Here is a 16,447-nt window from a genome sequence, read left to right on the forward strand (position 1 = left end):
CAAGAAAGGCAGATTGCAGCCAATAATCTACTGCTGTGCAGCACTGCTGTCCGTAGCCCCTTGAGAAGATGTAGCGCCTTCTGCCTTCTTGGCGGTGGCGTCGCGTTGAGCGGCTTCCAGATCAGCGATGCGCGCCCCAAGGACGTGTACTTGTTCTCGAAGTATTTCGTTCTCATGTTCCGCTACAGAACGCTGCTGATTACCTTGCTCGACGGCGGTCAGTAGCTTCACTTGCCACTGATCCTCGGAGGAACTGCTGTCCCGGTCTTGGACGTAAGCGAAACCAGAGACGATCAAGGCAAACAAGGCCAAAACCGCCGAGATGCCAACCGACCACACCGCGATGGTGATCTGCGTGCGCGTGGACTGATCGGTTCTTCGGTCGCGCTCGTCCATCTGCTCCATCAGGGTCGTCGCTGCTTCCGCCAAGTCCTTGAGCGTCTTGGCCGACTCTGCAGTCATCTGTCCGGTGAGGCGCGTCAACTCCATTTCTTCGGCGCGCTCTTTCACGCGCTCGTGCGCTTGCTGCACCATCTGCCTGTTCAAAGCATCGAAGTGATCCGTGCGAATCGGCTGGATTTCCAATGGCGCTGGCTTTGAAAATTTTGTCAATTCCTCGTAGGCACTCAAGGTTGATCCCAAGACCGACGTGCTCTTACGGACTTGATCAAAAAGGCCACGATTGGAACCGAGCAACGACTCGTGCATTCGCTTCGCACTCTGGCGATAGTCATCGACTTCCGCCTTGAGTAGTCGCACCAGATAGGCCGACGCCGTTTCACGCGTTTCTCGCACGGCAGGTTTCCGCTCTTGCGAGTTTTCGCGAGTAGTCAGCAATGCTGACGACTGCGCATAGGCATCAGCAATCCGCTCGATCTCGTCGTTCGAGAGACCTGCAACAATCGCGGCATCAAGAGGGACGCGCTCCGGGGCCTCGTCGGATTCAACGGCCAAGCTGCCAATGCTCGGCAAGAAAGCCCTGATCTGGCTGACCACATCGCCAGGTTCGAGCTTCCCGAAATCGGTAATGTCGCGCACACGCAGCGGATACAAATAGATTCTTCCTGCTGATGTTTCGATATCGGTGACTGGCTTTGATCGAAGTAAATCTTTTATCTCCATCACATGCTCCGTAGCGCGACGAACTGGTTACTCGGTCCTTCCGCACGAAGACTCAGGCTCGCACTGTTCGACACCACGTAGCCCAGTGGCTGCGTCAGGGTGAACGGGAACAGCACTGGCAGCGACTGCAGGCTGGGCACTGAAACGGGCTTGCCAGCGTGGCGCACGGCGGCCTCGATCAACCAGGCTGTGAGTTCGTCATCATCAATCAACACCGCTTGACGTTTGATGACACGCTTAGCCGTCTCATCTCGTGTTAATACTTGCCAGCTTTCCTGAGTCTGAAGCACTCTAGCTACCGCCCTCTCGATCCCACTGCGATCGCCGTACTGCTCTGCCATACGGCGCTGAAGCTCTTTGATCGAACAATCTCCTTGCAACGCAAGCAGTCGGCCTGTTGTTTCAGAGGTTTTCCCGAAGAATGGATAGCTGGCTATGGAAGCGCCCCAGACCAGCGGCAGCACAACGTATTGCCCCTGCCTCTTGTAGATAGCAATCCCTCTGCTGATGAAATCAGCCAAGTGCTCAAAGGGCTTGGTGCTCAAACGCTTGAGAACATCCAGTGTTTTTCGCTGGGACTCGATGCCCGGCAGCATTGTGGCAACCTGATCCCTGACAACTTCGATAGAGCTTTGGGTCGCGGCTGCATCAAGTGCTATTCGACACCATTCAATGTCTACATACCGATCAAAGCCAATAAGTGGCACCTTTGTGGTCATGCCACATCTCCTGAATAATTGACTTTCACAAAGGGCACGATCAACTCTTCGACCGACACCCCGCCGTGGACGACCACTTGGTCGCCCTCCGGCACAAAGGCTGTTCGCCCGCCTGCAAATAGCGGCATGAAGTTCGCGGGTAGTCCTGCGATGTCCAGACTGAGCGTGCCGGGATAAGCCGTGGCTGAATCGGCGCGTAAGGCTTCGCTTCGATACACCCTTACGCGCTCACCGCGCGTTTCGGCTATGACGCCCTGGTTGGGCCTGCCAACGCCAGTGGCCTCAACGTTCCCGTGATCCGCCGTGAGGTAGATGTGGTAGCCCTTGTCGAGCAGCATCGAAAACAGCCGGTCAACAAAACCGGTCGTCAGCCAGTTGCCGATCCACATCGCCACGTCTTTCTTGGACCGCTCCTTGTGAAGCCGCTCATCCACCTCATCGATGACCAGGCCTACCACCTTCGGATGACGGTCGTTCAAATCCGCCTCAAGCGTGTCCAGTTGATCAATCTGGCGTAGCGCACGGCGGTACATCACCTCATTAGAGTTGACACCCTCGTTCTGCCAGAACATCTTCCACAAGGATTCCTCTTTGTCCGTTCGGTCGATGGAATCCTCGAACTCGCGCGGCTTCAGGCCAGAGAACAATGCCTGGCGTGATACCGATGTCACTGCCGGCAACCATGCAAACGCAGCGCCCTCGTCAAATGCGAATCGCTTTGCGTTGGCGCTTAGGTGCTCGCGAATCTGCACCCACTGGTCAAAGGCCAACCCGTCAAAAACCAGCAAAGCCAGCTTGGTTTCCCCGGCGGATCGCCGATGACGCAAAAAGCGCGGTACGTGATGCACCATCGCCGGGCCTTTGGTCACTGGTTGCAGAATCAGGTCGGCGTAATGCTTGGCTGCCACCCAGGCTTGCAGATGGTCGTCTGACTGCGCCTGCAGGGTCTTAATGCGATTTCGAATTGCCGTGAGATGCTCGCTGACTTCCTTGCCTGGCAGACCGTGCGTACGGGCAAGGATCTCACCGTAGCGCTTGGCGAATTCGCTCCAATCTTTGTGCGAAGAGGCTGCCGTTGGCGTTGTCTCGATCAGGCCGTTGATGCCTTTGAGCATCAATGCCTGCAATGCCGTCGGGTCCTGGATGACCCCAGCCTTGACCCAACTCGGCATCCCTGCGGGAACGCTGTGAACCGCCAGCGGATGCAAGCTGCCATCGAGAAACATGGAGTCGACCAGCACCTGCACATCAGAGTGGTCGAACGGAATCTCGATCCTGGCCACATAGTCAGGTGGTGGCGGCTCCCCTATACGGGTGCCATCCAACCCCAATTTCGACAGGTAGCGATACCACGCGTCCTGCACTACGCGCAGCAGCGCACTCTTGGACGTCAGCCATGTGGCAACGGGAAAATCCGCGAACAAGCCCTTGCCCTGAATGATGCTTGCCGCGTGCTGGGCGAACATGGGTGGCAAAGAACGGTTGGCGAAGTGCATTCGCAGCAGCTCGCGCCAAAAGTCCACCGGGTTACGGATGGATCGGGGCGCAAGCTGGTAGACGTGTTCAAGGATGAAGTCCTTCGACTCGCTTTCACCCCGAGCCGACTGCAACTCAGTCTGATGAGCATGAAACAGCTCGGCAAAACGCTCTGGCTCGACTTGCTGTACCGCGCTGTACGCCAGCTTGGGAAATAGATCAGCAAGGCTGAGCCGAACCACACGCCCGTGATGCACGATGTCCCAGGGCAAGGCATTCGCGTCCGCGCTGCGCAGATGCAAAACCAGCGATGGTGCAGGCCCTGGCTCACCCCGATCCCATGCTGCGCGATAGCGCTCTTCGTACTCCGCACGGAAGGCGAACGGGTCTTCGTACAGCATCAGCTCAAAGCCCCGGCTGCGCAGCTCGGACAGCAGCTTTTCGTCCAGCAATACATCGTCAGGGTCACACGCCACCCACAGCCGGGTGAGGTCGGCGGTGAAATGACTCAGGATGCGTTCCGTCCACAGGCTCATGCCTCACCTCCAACGCGCACCATCATCACGGCATTCAAATCCGGCACGCTGGCCTCCATGTCGTCCAAGGTGGCCATGCGGGCCTCGTGTTCCTGTTGCAGCCGCTTGCGGCGGTGTTCCCGCACGGCAGGTAAGCCGATTCGCCCAATGGCTTGGCCTCGTGCCTCGAACGCATACACAGCACGTTCCCGCTCTTCCTTCAAGCGGGCGCGGTGTTCGGTCAGCAATTCGGTGAAGATCCGTTCCCCCTGGACATTGGCCGCCGCATGGGATGCCTCAAACCACTTCGCCGACGCCTCGGTGCCGGTCACCGCATGCACGTCCACCGTTTCAGTCAGCAGCAAATCCCACACGCGCTTGGCGGTCGGCACAAAAGAACGGCCGTCCTCATTGATGAACACGGGCAAAAAGCGCTTGCGGCTCAAACCCTCAGCCGCCAGGCTGATCTCCCACAGCGACCAGATGCCGCGCACCGAATCCGGCAAGCCGGTGACGCGGATCATCGGCAACGGCTGCCCGGCGACAAAGCGTGGCAACTCGCTGATCACCGCCCGAGCGCGCGGGTCTTCCATGGTGATCCATTCCAGCTCCGGGCTCTCATCCGCTGTGCGGGCGTCAAAACAGGCTTGTGCTGACTCACTGCCGTCCGTCCATTTCACCCGCCACGCCTTGCCGGCCTTCGTTGCCGAGCCACCGCGCACGGCCAGCCCACTGGTGATGGCGCGCTCCAGCCAGAACTGCGCCGGGTGGTCGCGCCATTTGCGGGCATCGTCGGCGTCCAGGTCGTGTTCGGTGGTGAGCAGGTCGGAGGACTTCTTTGAATCCGCCAACGTAGATCGCAACTGAGACACCGCGTCATCGCACTCCTGCTCGATGGCGTCCGGGTTCTGCAAGCCGCGCACGAACAGTTCGTCGAAGATCGGGTCGGCCTCGACTGAATCCATCACATCGGCTGCCTTATCGACGCCGAACTCCTGCGCGATGACTTCCAGCTTTTCCTCCAGAACCTGACGCACGCGATGCTCGACGGTGTCTTCAAGCACGAAGTTGATGGCGCGCACCACATGCTTCTGGCCGATACGATCCACCCGGCCAATGCGCTGCTCGATCCGCATGGGGTTCCACGGCATGTCGAAGTTGACGATGACATGGCAAAACTGCAGGTTCAGGCCTTCGCCACCCGCATCCGTCGAAATCAGCACGCGCACATCCTTGGAGAACGCCTGCTGTGCACGGGTGCGGGTTTCCAGATCCATACTGCCGTTGAGCGTCGTCACCGAGAAGCCACGGCTATCCAGGAAAACGGCCAGCATCGCTTGCGTGGGTACGAACTCAGTGAAGATCAGCACCTTCAGCGCCGGGTCGCCTTCTTCCTGCTGCAACTTGTAGATCAGCTCCAGCAGCGCCTCAGCCTTTGCATCGGTACCGGCGGCCTCGGTTTCCCGCGCCAGTTCCAGCAACATCTCGACTTCAGACTTTTCCATCTCCCAACCGCTGGACTGCATGGCCAGATCCACCTGTGACTGGCCATCCAGGTCCGCCCATTCGTCGGTACTGGTGTTCTCGAACAGATTTGCCTGGGGCTGCGGCGCATCAAGCAGCGCTTGGCGCTTTTCCAGTGTGGTACGAATGGCCGCCGTACTGGATGTGACCAGCCGCTGCATCAGTATCATCAAGAAACCGATGTGGCGTTGCTTTGCGGCCAATGCTTGGTTGTAGCCGTGGCGTACGTAGTCGGTCACTGCCTCGTATAGGCGCTGCTGTGCACCGTGGCGCGCCTGCCAGGCCACCGCCTGCAGGCGGGTCACACGTGGCTTGAACAGCGGCTGGCCCTCGGCGTTGATCGATGCACGCTTTTCGGTGCGGATCACGAAAGGTCGCACGCGCTCACGATTGACGCTGCCTTCGTCTGGAAAGGCTTCCCGGTCCAGCAACTGCATCAGCCGCATGAACTGATCGGTCTTACCCTGGTGCGGCGTGGCCGAAAGCAGCAAGAGATAGGGCGATGCCTCGGCCAGCGCCGCGCCCAGCTTGTAGCGGGCTACCTGCTCGGTGCTACCGCCCATGCGGTGGGCTTCGTCGATGATGACCAGGTCCCACGACGCCGAGATCAGCTCCTCGAAGCGCTCACGGTTGTAGGTGTTCAGTTGCTCCAGGCTCCAGCCACGTCGGCTTTCCATGGGCTTCACGGAATCCAGCGAGCAGATCACCTGGTCGTGCATGCGCCACAGGTTCTCTTCCTCGCCCGCGCCGCCGCTGCGCCACTGGCGGAAAGCCGCCAGCTCGGACGGCTCGATGAACTGAAAAGTTTCACCAAAGTGCAGGCGCATTTCCGCCTGCCACTGGCGCACCAGTCCCTTGGGCGCCACCACCAGAATGCGCCTCACCCGGCCACGCAGCTTCAATTCGCGCAGCACCAAGCCGGCCTCGATAGTCTTGCCCAGGCCCACCTCATCAGCCAGCAGGTAGCGGATGCGATCACGGCTGATGGCGCGGTTCAGCGCATAGAGCTGATGCGGCAACGGCACCACGCTGGACTGGATGGGCGCCAGCAGCAGGTTGTCTTCCAGTGCGTCCAGCAGTTTGGCGGCCGCCGTGCTGTGCAGAATCTGCTCCACACTCGGCCGCACGCTTTCCAGCGAGGCCAAGTCCAACGTTCGGGCACGCACCACCGCGTCCTTGGCGGGCAACCACACGCGGTAGGCCACCTCGCCCCACACATCCTGCCGCTCAATCACACGGCACGGCGACGCCTGCCGAGTGAACCAGCACCAATCGCCAATAGAAAAACTGCGCTCGGTTTGCGTCATTGGCCCACCTCGCCGCGCAGCGCTCTGCCTTGTACAGTCAGGCGATAGCGCTGTTTGCTGCTGTTGGGCTTGTCAGGGATGGTCATTTCGACGAGTGCCAATGCCAGCAACGGCGTCAACACCACCTCCCGAAACTTGCTCCTGTTGCTGCGGCCAACCCACTGCATCAAGGTGGCAACATCATGTTCATCGGTCATCTGAGCCAACAACGCTTGCTGCTCGGCACTGAGTCCCGACTTAGGCCCGACTTGGTCCCGACTTGGTCCCGACTTGGCCCCCGCTGGGTCCCCGGCCTGCGCTTGCGCCTCTTGGGCAAAGCGCTGACGAATCGCCTCGCGGGCCTGAAACTGGGTCTCGCTGAGCGGGTCGAGCAACTGCTGCCGCACCAGATGGTCAGCCACTGCGCGGGCCTGCTGGGTGGTACTGATACCCAGACCGCGGATCGCCGTGAGAGTGAGCGGCTCGTTATCGGGCAGCGACAGCGCCAACGCCAGCACACCCGCCTGCTCGGGCGTCAGGTTCGCCCCCAGCGTTTGGCGCAAGCGCTGCATGGCTTCGGTGACCAGGGGCTTGTTGATCAGCACCAGCTCAAAATCCTTGCGCGCCTTGTCGTTCTTCAACTGGGGCGGGGTGCGCCCCAGCTCGTGCCAGTTGCGGAAAATGGCGCGAATGCCGGTGCCCGCCTGATCCGACAAACCAATGCGGCGAAACGCTTTCACAATGGCCGGGTTGCGCACTTCCTTTTCGGTGGGATCCAGCAGCTCAGCTTCGGTCGCGAAGGCATCGCCGGGGTTCCAGAACACCGTGCGGTCGGTAAACAACTTGATGGAGGCCTTGCGCCCGTGGTCACCATAGTCCTGGTGGATCAGCAGGTTGATAGCTGCCTCACGGAAGGCAACATAGTCCGGCGGATCATCATTGCGGCGCAGCGTCGTCGGGTCGAGCGAGAACGGATGCTCGGCAATGCGCATGTAGCGCGCCACCAGGCCCTGCCAGGTCTGAAAAATGTTCTCCTCAAACACATAGCGGTCATGCCAGCGCTGTTCAGCAGACCATTGGTCAAAAGCCGTGTCGATACGCTGATAGTCCAGCACCGGCCTAGGCAGAATCTGGCGGACAAAACGGCCCGTGCCAAACAGCAGCACACCCGCGCGGGTGGGGTGCAGCTTGCCGCCTTGCTCGACCACGAAGTTCCAGTTCAGCAGGAAGGCGATCGGGTCGGTGATCTCGGCATGTTCAGGGTTCCGCCGGGCAAACTGGGCCTGATACCACTTGACGGTATCCAGATCGAAGCAGGCATCTGCAGCAAGCTCGGTCAGCACCGTGCCGTCATACCGCTCTTGCGCCGCGTCACGTAAAAAACGCTCCAGTTCACTTTGGGTGAACTGTTCATCGCCCGCACCACGTCGCAAATAACTCTGGCGCGGGTCGCCCTTGAGGTAAACCGGCTTCTCCAGGCGCGGCATTTCCGGGATGTGGAAGGCAAACACATGCTTGCCGTCCAGTTCAAAGCGATGGGGCGTAACCCTGATCACCCGATTGAGTTTCTGCCCACCACGCAGCACCGCCAGAAAATCATTCTGAACTTTGTCCGGCTCTTCAACGCCGGTTACTTCCAACCGGCCATTGGCCTCGCTGACACCAAACACCAGCCAGCCGCCTGCCGTATTGGCAAAGGCCGAAACGGTTTTGTAGGCATCTTCCGGCACGGCGCGCTGCGCCTTTTTGCACTCGAAATCGTTCCATTCGATGCCGTTGAGTCGTGCCAGCAGTTCATCCTGATTCATCGAGCGGCTCCGAGTGGGGTCATCAGATGCCGTCCTCACTGCGCGTCAGCGCCATGTCGTACAGGGTGAGAAGCTTTTCATCCTCTTGCAGCGTGGCTTCTGGCAGCTTGTCAGCGACGCGCAGGATGGTGGCGTAGTCCTTGGCCGCCCACGCATCGCGGAAACCGGCGCGCAGCACTTCCAACCGCGACTCCTTGATCTTGCGGCCCGTGAACGTTTTGTACTGCTCGAACTCCTTGAGTAGCGCCTTCTCGCGCTTCTTCTCCAAGTCCTGCGCCTTGTTTGGGTCGGGCACATACCAGCGGTCTTGCGCCTTGGCGATCAGGCGCGGATCGTTCTTCTCCAGCCCGCGCAAGTCGTGGTAGTTGGTAGAGAGGTAGCGGTGAATCTGGCTGGGCACTTCGCCGGCGCCTTCAAAGCGCAGGAAGTTGGCTTCCAGCAACGCCGAGAGTTCCGGGCGGGTTTCGTGCTTCTTCCAGCCTGCGCCCAGTTGCTTGATGAACTCCGGGTGGATGTCCTGATAGGTCGAAGGCCGTGCCTTCAGGTAATCCGCCGCCCAGTCAATGGCGCTGCGTTCGTCGGAGACGAACAACTCCATTTGCGGAGTTTGTGCGGTCTGGGCGCGCTTTTTGTCGTATTCGGTCACTTGCTCCGGCAGGAAGACCATGCCGTCACGTTCGGGAAAACGGGCGCGCAGACCAGATAGGAATTCGTCGGTGGAGAGCGGTACCGGTGCGTCGTGGCGCACGAACCATGCCACCATGCGGTCAAAGATGCGGCGCGGATCGCGCTCGGCAACGAAGTCAAGTTCCTCGGACTTCACCTTTACCACAGGTAGTTGCCGAAGATGAGTCTGAACAAAATCCCAAGCGGAATCCGGGACAGCACCTCGCTCAGAATACCGCTGCTCCAACCCGCCGTTGGGCTTGTAAGCAGAAATCACCAAGTCTTGCTTAACAGCATTAGGCGATATTCCCTGTTGGAAACTTCCTTGCTTTTTGTCTAAGGCATTAACTTCAGCGACAACGAAGCCTGCCTGCTGGAGGGCAACTTGTATTGAGTTCCATACTGCGGCCCGACTATTTGAAAAAACCACCGTCATCCAACGTCCTGGCTTCAAGACACGAAAATACTCTTCAAAGCAATTTTGCATCAGCCGCTGATAGTCAAAAATTGCTTTCTCGCGTACCCGGTCAACAATTGCTTCCGGCTCTACATCTGTTTTTACGCCATGCCATGTTTCAACCAAGAAATTTAGGTCGGCGTAATAGATGTTTTCTCCAAACGGCGGGTCAGTGAATATGTAGTCAACTGATGAGTCCGGGAGAGGTGAGTCACTTGCGCTGCCAGTGGAGATTATCGCCGAAGCGGGCTGCGCCTTGAATGTCGTAAATGTCTTAGAAAGCCTGTCCAACTTCCCTTCAAATTGTGCCCAAGGACTGACTTCCGAAATAATTGACGGAACGTAAAAGACGCCCGGCAGGTCAAGGCCGACCTGTGAGCCACCGAGTCGGCCATGCTGTACAGGTTTATATCTGTTGAGAACAGACATCCCGCGAATGCCCTGCTCAATGAAGAACATCAGCATTTGACGCAGCCTACGATCTGGATTGCGCTTTGCTCCCCTCCACAGGAGCGCCATAGCTTGCGCAGATCGAGGAAGAAACATCGAATGAATGGTCGATGTGTTCGTGGTTCGCATTCTGCCAACTCGCGTCATCTGCGAGTCTGGCATTTTGTCGCTTGGAAGCTCCTCTGGGAGTGAAAGCTTTGCAACTCGCTCCACAACCTCCAAATCCTGCGAGTCCGGCTTCTTCTGAAACTTGTGCCCGTCGATTCGATACTGAATCAAGACAGGAATTCGCTTTGGCCTCTTTTCCACTGTCTTGTAGACCGGATCAACAAAAGACTCGAATCGAAGATCCATTTGCTCTTTCGTCCCCTGCGCACCGCAATGTGGGCACGGGAAAACATCAGCAACCTCTTGGCTCACGGGATCAACCGCTGCTTCAGTGAAGATAAACTCTCCCTGGCAAGTGCGGCAAGTCAGAAACTCACTCCACACCGTGTATTCAATGCGCGCCTTCGTCTTTCCGTCGCTATGCAGCGTTTCATACATCCAACCGATGTCCTGTTCCATCTCCTTGAGCAGTTGCTTACCCGCCTTGGCGAAGACATCCACATCGAAGGGGATGTTGTAGTTCGCGCCGATGAAGGTGGCGGCGGGCGACAGGTCGTTGAGCACCGCACGGCGCGCGCCCCACTTGGGCGCAGCGCGGCCTTCCATCTTCCACGCCTGTTCCAGCTCAAACCGGTAGCTGGCCGTGGCCGCACCGCACCACTGCGCGGCCACGCCGGTCATGCCCGAACCGGCAAAGCCGTCCAGCACCACATCGCCCGGCTGCGTGTAGTGCAGAATGGACGGCACGATGGCTAGGTGCGGCACCTTGGTGTGGTAGCTATGCGCCTTGTAGATGGCGTCGGTCTTGCCCACGCTCACATCAATCGCCAGCGGCTCGCGGCTGTACTTCACCGCCGGGTCATAGGGCTTGCCGTAGTGCGCCACAAACTCCGCCAGCCACGGATTCGGGCAGGCGGTGTAGTACGGCGGATCGGACATGGCGAGGATGGCTTCGTCCGTGCCTTGCGGAAAACCTTCCTGCTTGCGAAATGCCGGGTCTTTCAACTTGTCGGCTAGCAGCCCAAGAAAATGCGCGCGGCGCGCGTCGTTGCTGGCGAATGTCTGGCCAAGGCATTCGACGGGGCCTGCCAAGGCGTCATTTGTTTGGAAAAAATCACTCATCATACTTTTGCCTTATTCTGTTTCTATTGCTTTGAGTCGCTGTTGAAGCGAGGGATATGCATAGTGATCGGAGGCATCCCTACTATCAGCGATCCGAGCATCTATAAATGCTTGCCAATGAGGATGAGACCCAGGCAGAAGATTTCGTGTGGCGTCGAATACGGCATCCAGGATCGTAGATGTTCCGCTTGCACCCCATATTTGGCCATTCCCCTGCACAGCTTCAAGCATGGAACGCACATCATCCACACCCATTAAATGTGCAAGTGGAATCATCAATGCTCGCCCACGATGCTCTGCGCTTCGCCAGCCACTAGACTCACCATAGATGCGGATGGCCTGCGAAATAAACTCGCGCCTTGGAATTTGGGAAATAATTCCAATCTGAACATCTTGTTCAAAAGAATCGAATCGTGCCAACAGAATATTAGCCAGTTCGGGAATGCCAAACACCTCGAAGGCAGAATGCGCTTTGAGGGTTTCAGCATCGGCAATCCCAAGCAACTGCTTAAATCTAATTCGGGTCGGCTCCGCGAGCCAGTCCCAAACGCGGGAATCGCACTCAACAAAAGCGCTGATGCTGAGCAGCAGTGCGTCTGGAATCGCATCGAATTTACGTGCGATGTGATCCCTGGCTGTTACGTCGTAAATTGCTGTCTTAGCTTTGGCAACTTCCCGCAGCGTTCGGGCAACTTGACGAAGTTGCCCGATATATTGGGCAGACTCAGCGCCGAAAGGTGCACTCATCAGGGACTTGATCAAGTTGACGACCATCACATCTTTCGCTCGGTCAAGATACTTGGTGCGAACGAATGTGCCGATACTGTCGCCATCCACGGGGAAAGAAGGACTCAGCAGATCGGTGTGGAACCGCTCAATCGCGCTCTTGCCTTGAAGCGGCGCGTTGATCAGCAGGTGCTTCAGTGCATGGGTGATGTGGGTCCGCACCAGTTCTGGTGTCGGCTGAAACAGGGAGTCTTCCGTGGCAAAGGCAGGATGCGCGCACAGGTGCCGATCCCTCTGCAAACGATTCAAATCTTCAAACTCGTGTGGAGCGAATAGTTGGAGCTTTTCATTTGCCGTAGCCAGGACAGCAGACTCTATAGCCTGCATCTTTTTCACATCGCTGTTCTGTATCGCTTGCTCGACTTCCCGCACGAACGCGATGGCTGCGGCATCGCCATGCGCAGCCAACTCCTTGGCCTTGGCGATGATGTCGTAGTCGACCGCGATCCATGTGGAAACGATGGCGGAACGAAACGCTCCGCCGCGATAAGCTGACAGAGCCTCGCCAATCAGCCGTTTTGACTCGGGGTCGCGCACAACCAGCGCCAGAGAATCTATGTCCGTCAGGCCTTGAGCCGCGAAGGTGCTCATAGCGGCTCTCCTTCCGAACCCGTGGCGTGCTGTTCGGCATATTTCTTCATACCATCACGCAGAATCTCAAGGAATGTGTGATTTCTGCACTCGGCATCCGCAACAATCGCATCAAAGGACACCACAAACGTTGGCGTGGGAATGATTCTCCCATCGGGATGTGGGGTTTCGAATTCCTGATAGTAGACTTTGCCTTTGGAGAAAAAGGGCGTCCACTTGAATTGCCGCAGCCGAAAGGCAGTGGTGTCATTGATATCCATGATTGCGTAATACCAAACCCGTTGGATATTCGGGCAGTAAGCCACCAGTTTTCCAGCGCGATCAAGCAGTTGATTTACCGCATAAAAATTATCTTTTTCTTCGTCGGTCTTCTTCTTTATTTCAACTACCACGACATCGACCGGCGCAGCGTCACTCGGATCGGCTGAGAAGATCATGGCAATGTCTGGCCGGCCAGTATCTCCCACGCTTTCGTCATCCAGGCGGATGGCATTGATGACAGCATCCATACTTTTCTCGCTCAGTATCGTGCGAAAAACCATGAACTTGTCGTCCAGCAACCAAGCATTGTTCTGGTAAATCTCGGTAGACAAGGTATCTTGGGAAAACTCCTTAAACCTCGGGACGATCAGGTTGTGTATCTCAGCCTCGGCATTATCGGCCGTCATCTCCTTCATCCGGCCAATGATCTTGTCGCGATACAGGATGTACTCTGTCAAAGTCCGAGAAGAAAGCTCCATAGATTTTTCATAAGCAGTCTCACTCAACTTCTCACTCTGAAGGATCTCTTTTTGGACCCGGAAGAATCGTTGCTGGGCGATCGCTAGAGCATCGTCCCGATCAATCAGGCCGACGGTATCGTTTTCAAAAAATCCAAGCAAATGAGGAAACTGCTCTTCGAACTTTTCTTTTATTTTTCCGTTTCTTTCGGTGATCTGCGGAATTTTCTGAGCAAGTACTTTTCCAAGCTCACGACGCAGCACTCGGAAGAGCCGTGCCTCTTGAACCCCTTCGGGCAACACCAACTTCTGACGCGAGCTATCGGCATTGGAGTGGAAAATTTCAGATTCAAATAGAAAAACACATAGATAGCCCGCCGGAAATGATGCCGGAGGTATCAGGTTGGCCGGAATCGTGCGTCCGTCGATGCTGAATGCCGTTAGAGCGCTGCCTTTTCCCGCCACAGACTCAATGTGGTAGTACATATCAATAGCCGAAATCGCATCCAGAGAATCATCCTGGATCGTGATTTTTGTCATTGATGGCAAGTCATCTGCTGTAATGACCGTTTCGTGTGGGAAGAACTCTTTTTGGACGTTGCTTTCTTTGGTGTTCAAGTTGATCGAAATTTTGAATGCCGTACCGTCGCGCTTGCGCGCATCCAGCGTCGGCAGGAATTGCTCGATCAAGAGTGGCTTGAGTGCGTCAGGTTTCAAATCGTCATAGGACTTGACGCGATCTTTTGCAAAGCCATTGAAGGCCAAAGCTGTTTTGGCGGGCTGCTCATCTTTCAGGATTTCAAGTGGTGCATTGCCATCGAATCCATCTTTGAAGATAAAGCTCCTGCGCCACTTGTCGCGGGTGCTGTTGACCTCTACCCGGCTAAAGTAGTTGAGGAATACCAGGCGGCCGATGCCTTTATGGAACTTATCTCTTGGCCTTAGCAGTTTTCTAAAGCGCTCAAAGTTCTCGTCCGTGAATCCATCGCCGTTGTCTGATACCGTAATTTTCAGTGTGTCTGGCTTGTCAAATGCCTGTACATCAATATCGATGGACACATCGGTCGCACCCGCATCCAGCGCATTGGCTAGCGCCTCGAAATAAACCAAGGTCAATGATGGGTTGGGGAAAAACAGCCTGATGGCCCCAGCGGTTTCAATATCCATTGCCGTCTTCCTTGCCAATTTCCGCTTGACTGGGTGCGGCGAGCCGGCAGCGATGAACCAATTGCTCAGCCAGATCTAGCAAGTTACTGGTTGCATTCGTTGTCATAGGCATAGGTTGCACCTCAAACATCCATTTTCTTGCGCAATTCATCTACGAACCGCTTGGCCCATGGCGATGCCTGAATTACTTTGGCCGGGTCGATCTTCGTCAGCAGCTTGAACGAGTGCTCGCCCTTGCCGTAAACGGCTTTGGTCTTGCAGTTACTGGTGGCCTGCTCCAGGGATCTATAGACCTGCTGCTTCGCGATGCCTTCGATGGCGTTGTCGGCAGCAGGCAAGGCGTTTTCCTTGAAACCCTGTCCGAAAAATGCTTTGAGTGCATCCCTGTCCGCGAGGAACCAGCTTTCCATGATTTTCACCATGAGGTGACAATCCGTGTCGGCGGAATGCTGCGGTTTGTCCCAGCCGTCTCCCTGCCTGGTTTTCAGGTGTGCCCATGGTTGCCAGGTATCCGGCTGTCCTTGCTGGTGTTGAGCATTGACGAGATCTTCACTGTCCACGAGCAGAAAAGCTTCTTCGCCACTGGCAATTGCTGTGCAAAAGGAATCGAACGCATCGCGTCTGCTCCCGCATGCCACGATTCGTGGGCGGTTCTTCAATCCGGCCTTGGTGACGAATGTCGTAAATCCTTCGCGGCAGGCAGTTTTCAATGCTGCCGTATCACCGCCACCTTCGACGTACAACTTCACCATCTCGTCCCCCCAATCTCGCCGCGTGTCCACAGTTGGCCCAGCCGGTATTTTTCCAGCCAAGGTTTTAACTTGTCGGCATCGAGTCGGGTCAGTGTGGTTCCCTGCGGGCCGCGCTCAGCAACGATGACCGCTTCTGGTTGGTCTGTCAGGGCATCGACAAGCACATCAGAATGGGTGGTGACGATCAGTTGGGTGCGATCTGACGCATCTTTGAGCAGGTCGGCCAGCGTTGGCAGAACGTCGGGGTGCAGGCCCAACTCGGGTTCTTCAATACAGATCAGTGGCGGCGGATTGGGGTGGCAAAGGATGGCCAGCAAGCACAGGTAACGCAGGGTACCGTCCGAAAGCCGTGTGGCGGGGACGATGTACTTGCCTTCCTGAAAGAACACCTGCACCGTTCCACCTTCGATCTGCACATCGAAGTCGTCGATACCGTCGTACAGCGCGCGCAGTGCGTCGAGCAGCTTCTTTTTGACCTCTGGATCGCGGCGCAGCCGGTTGAGCACCAAGCCCAGATTGCTGGCGTCCGGCTCCAGCAGGTCGTTTGGCAAGTCAGCCTTTTGCGGCAGTCTTGGTGTGGTGTAGCGCCCAAAGGTCCACTCGCGGTAGAGCCGCATCTTTCCGAAAGAATTACCTAGCCAAGTCAGTTCTGGATACTGATCGGGGTCTTTGCGCTGAGACAAAATTGACGCGGTGGAGTCAATGTCTTCGTGCTGCAAGCGTCGCTCATGGCCTTTGATGTTGAGCACGCCATGACCGTTCTGGAAACGGTAGTAAAAATAGGGATTGGTATGTCCATAGTCCGGCTGCTCGTGTTCGACACGCTCATCTAGGATCTCAAAGCGTTGCCCCACTTCAGAAAAACTCAACACATAGCGCAAATTTTGGGGCGCTCTTGGGTTGTCGAATACCGCATCAATGGTTGCGTGTGGTGTTTTGATTGCGCCTTTCCACAACCAGTCACGCACACCACCGCCATCGCGGATGGCCGCCAGCAGGTTGGATTTCTCCGAGGTGCTTGGCGTGGAGCGAATCAGGTCGATGGCTTCGATCAAGTTGGATTTGCCCGACCCATTGGGGCCGATCACCACATTGAGCGGGCGCAGTTCTAGCACCTGCGCGGACTCGCCAAAGCTCAGGAAATTGGTCAGTTTCAGTGATTTGAGCAGCATGCTGTTC

At 56.9% G+C, this 16,447-nt stretch carries 10 protein-coding genes; all 10 read right to left on the reverse strand.

What is annotated here, in order from left to right:
• Positions 1–27: 27 nt before the first annotated feature.
• The 10 genes from ISG32_RS08010 to ISG32_RS08055 all read right to left on the reverse strand — a co-directional run bounded on the left by ISG32_RS08010 (position 28) and on the right by ISG32_RS08055 (position 16,440).
• Positions 28–1,122, reverse strand: coding sequence for a hypothetical protein (locus ISG32_RS08010; protein WP_181127549.1), 1,095 nt, complete (start codon positions 1,120–1,122; stop codon positions 28–30).
• Complete coding sequence (locus tag ISG32_RS08015) at positions 1,122–1,841, reverse strand: hypothetical protein (protein ID WP_181127550.1); 720 nt, start codon at positions 1,839–1,841, stop codon at positions 1,122–1,124. The genes ISG32_RS08010 and ISG32_RS08015 overlap by 1 nt, the downstream gene beginning before the upstream one ends.
• Complete coding sequence (pglZ, locus tag ISG32_RS08020; RefSeq protein ID WP_181127551.1) at positions 1,838–3,853, reverse strand: BREX-3 system phosphatase PglZ; 2,016 nt, start codon at positions 3,851–3,853, stop codon at positions 1,838–1,840. The genes ISG32_RS08015 and pglZ overlap by 4 nt, the downstream gene beginning before the upstream one ends.
• Positions 3,850–6,663, reverse strand: a complete 2,814-nt coding sequence (locus ISG32_RS08025) for a DEAD/DEAH box helicase (protein ID WP_194770508.1) — start codon at positions 6,661–6,663, stop codon at positions 3,850–3,852. The genes pglZ and ISG32_RS08025 overlap by 4 nt, the downstream gene beginning before the upstream one ends.
• On the reverse strand, positions 6,660–8,450 hold the full coding sequence (locus ISG32_RS08030) for an RNA-binding domain-containing protein (protein WP_194770509.1): 1,791 nt from the start codon (positions 8,448–8,450) through the stop codon (positions 6,660–6,662). The genes ISG32_RS08025 and ISG32_RS08030 overlap by 4 nt, the downstream gene beginning before the upstream one ends.
• 22 nt (positions 8,451–8,472) lie before the next feature.
• Complete coding sequence (locus tag ISG32_RS08035) at positions 8,473–11,253, reverse strand: DNA methyltransferase (RefSeq protein ID WP_194770510.1); 2,781 nt, start codon at positions 11,251–11,253, stop codon at positions 8,473–8,475.
• A gap of 12 nt (positions 11,254–11,265) precedes the next feature.
• A complete protein-coding gene (locus ISG32_RS08040) occupies positions 11,266–12,630 on the reverse strand; it encodes a hypothetical protein (RefSeq protein ID WP_071038003.1) in 1,365 nt (454 codons plus the stop codon).
• A complete protein-coding gene (locus tag ISG32_RS08045; RefSeq protein ID WP_071038002.1) occupies positions 12,627–14,516 on the reverse strand; it encodes an ATP-binding protein in 1,890 nt (629 codons plus the stop codon). The genes ISG32_RS08040 and ISG32_RS08045 overlap by 4 nt, the downstream gene beginning before the upstream one ends.
• A gap of 122 nt (positions 14,517–14,638) precedes the next feature.
• Positions 14,639–15,268 (reverse strand): DUF4276 family protein, encoded by a 630-nt coding sequence (locus ISG32_RS08050; protein WP_071038553.1) that lies wholly within the window; start codon positions 15,266–15,268, stop codon positions 14,639–14,641.
• Positions 15,262–16,440, reverse strand: coding sequence for an AAA family ATPase (locus ISG32_RS08055; protein WP_194770511.1), 1,179 nt, complete (start codon positions 16,438–16,440; stop codon positions 15,262–15,264). Before ISG32_RS08055 ends, ISG32_RS08050 begins: the two co-directional genes overlap by 7 nt.
• Positions 16,441–16,447 lie beyond the last annotated feature (7 nt).

Origin of the sequence: Diaphorobacter caeni, assembly GCF_015354245.1 — a bacterium.
GTDB classification, from domain to species: Bacteria; Pseudomonadota; Gammaproteobacteria; order Burkholderiales; family Burkholderiaceae_C; genus Diaphorobacter_A; species Diaphorobacter_A caeni.

Coding starts and splice junctions, on each gene's coding strand:
- ISG32_RS08010 (WP_181127549.1), bottom strand. CDS start 1,122: ATGGAGATAAAAGATTTACTTCGATCAAAGCCAGTCACCGATATCGAA.
- ISG32_RS08015 (WP_181127550.1), bottom strand. CDS start 1,841: ATGACCACAAAGGTGCCACTTATTGGCTTTGATCGGTATGTAGACATT.
- pglZ (WP_181127551.1), bottom strand. CDS start 3,853: ATGAGCCTGTGGACGGAACGCATCCTGAGTCATTTCACCGCCGACCTC.
- ISG32_RS08025 (WP_194770508.1), bottom strand. CDS start 6,663: ATGACGCAAACCGAGCGCAGTTTTTCTATTGGCGATTGGTGCTGGTTC.
- ISG32_RS08030 (WP_194770509.1), bottom strand. CDS start 8,450: ATGAATCAGGATGAACTGCTGGCACGACTCAACGGCATCGAATGGAAC.
- ISG32_RS08035 (WP_194770510.1), bottom strand. CDS start 11,253: ATGAGTGATTTTTTCCAAACAAATGACGCCTTGGCAGGCCCCGTCGAA.
- ISG32_RS08040 (WP_071038003.1), bottom strand. CDS start 12,630: ATGAGCACCTTCGCGGCTCAAGGCCTGACGGACATAGATTCTCTGGCG.
- ISG32_RS08045 (WP_071038002.1), bottom strand. CDS start 14,516: ATGGATATTGAAACCGCTGGGGCCATCAGGCTGTTTTTCCCCAACCCA.
- ISG32_RS08050 (WP_071038553.1), bottom strand. CDS start 15,268: ATGGTGAAGTTGTACGTCGAAGGTGGCGGTGATACGGCAGCATTGAAA.
- ISG32_RS08055 (WP_194770511.1), bottom strand. CDS start 16,440: ATGCTGCTCAAATCACTGAAACTGACCAATTTCCTGAGCTTTGGCGAG.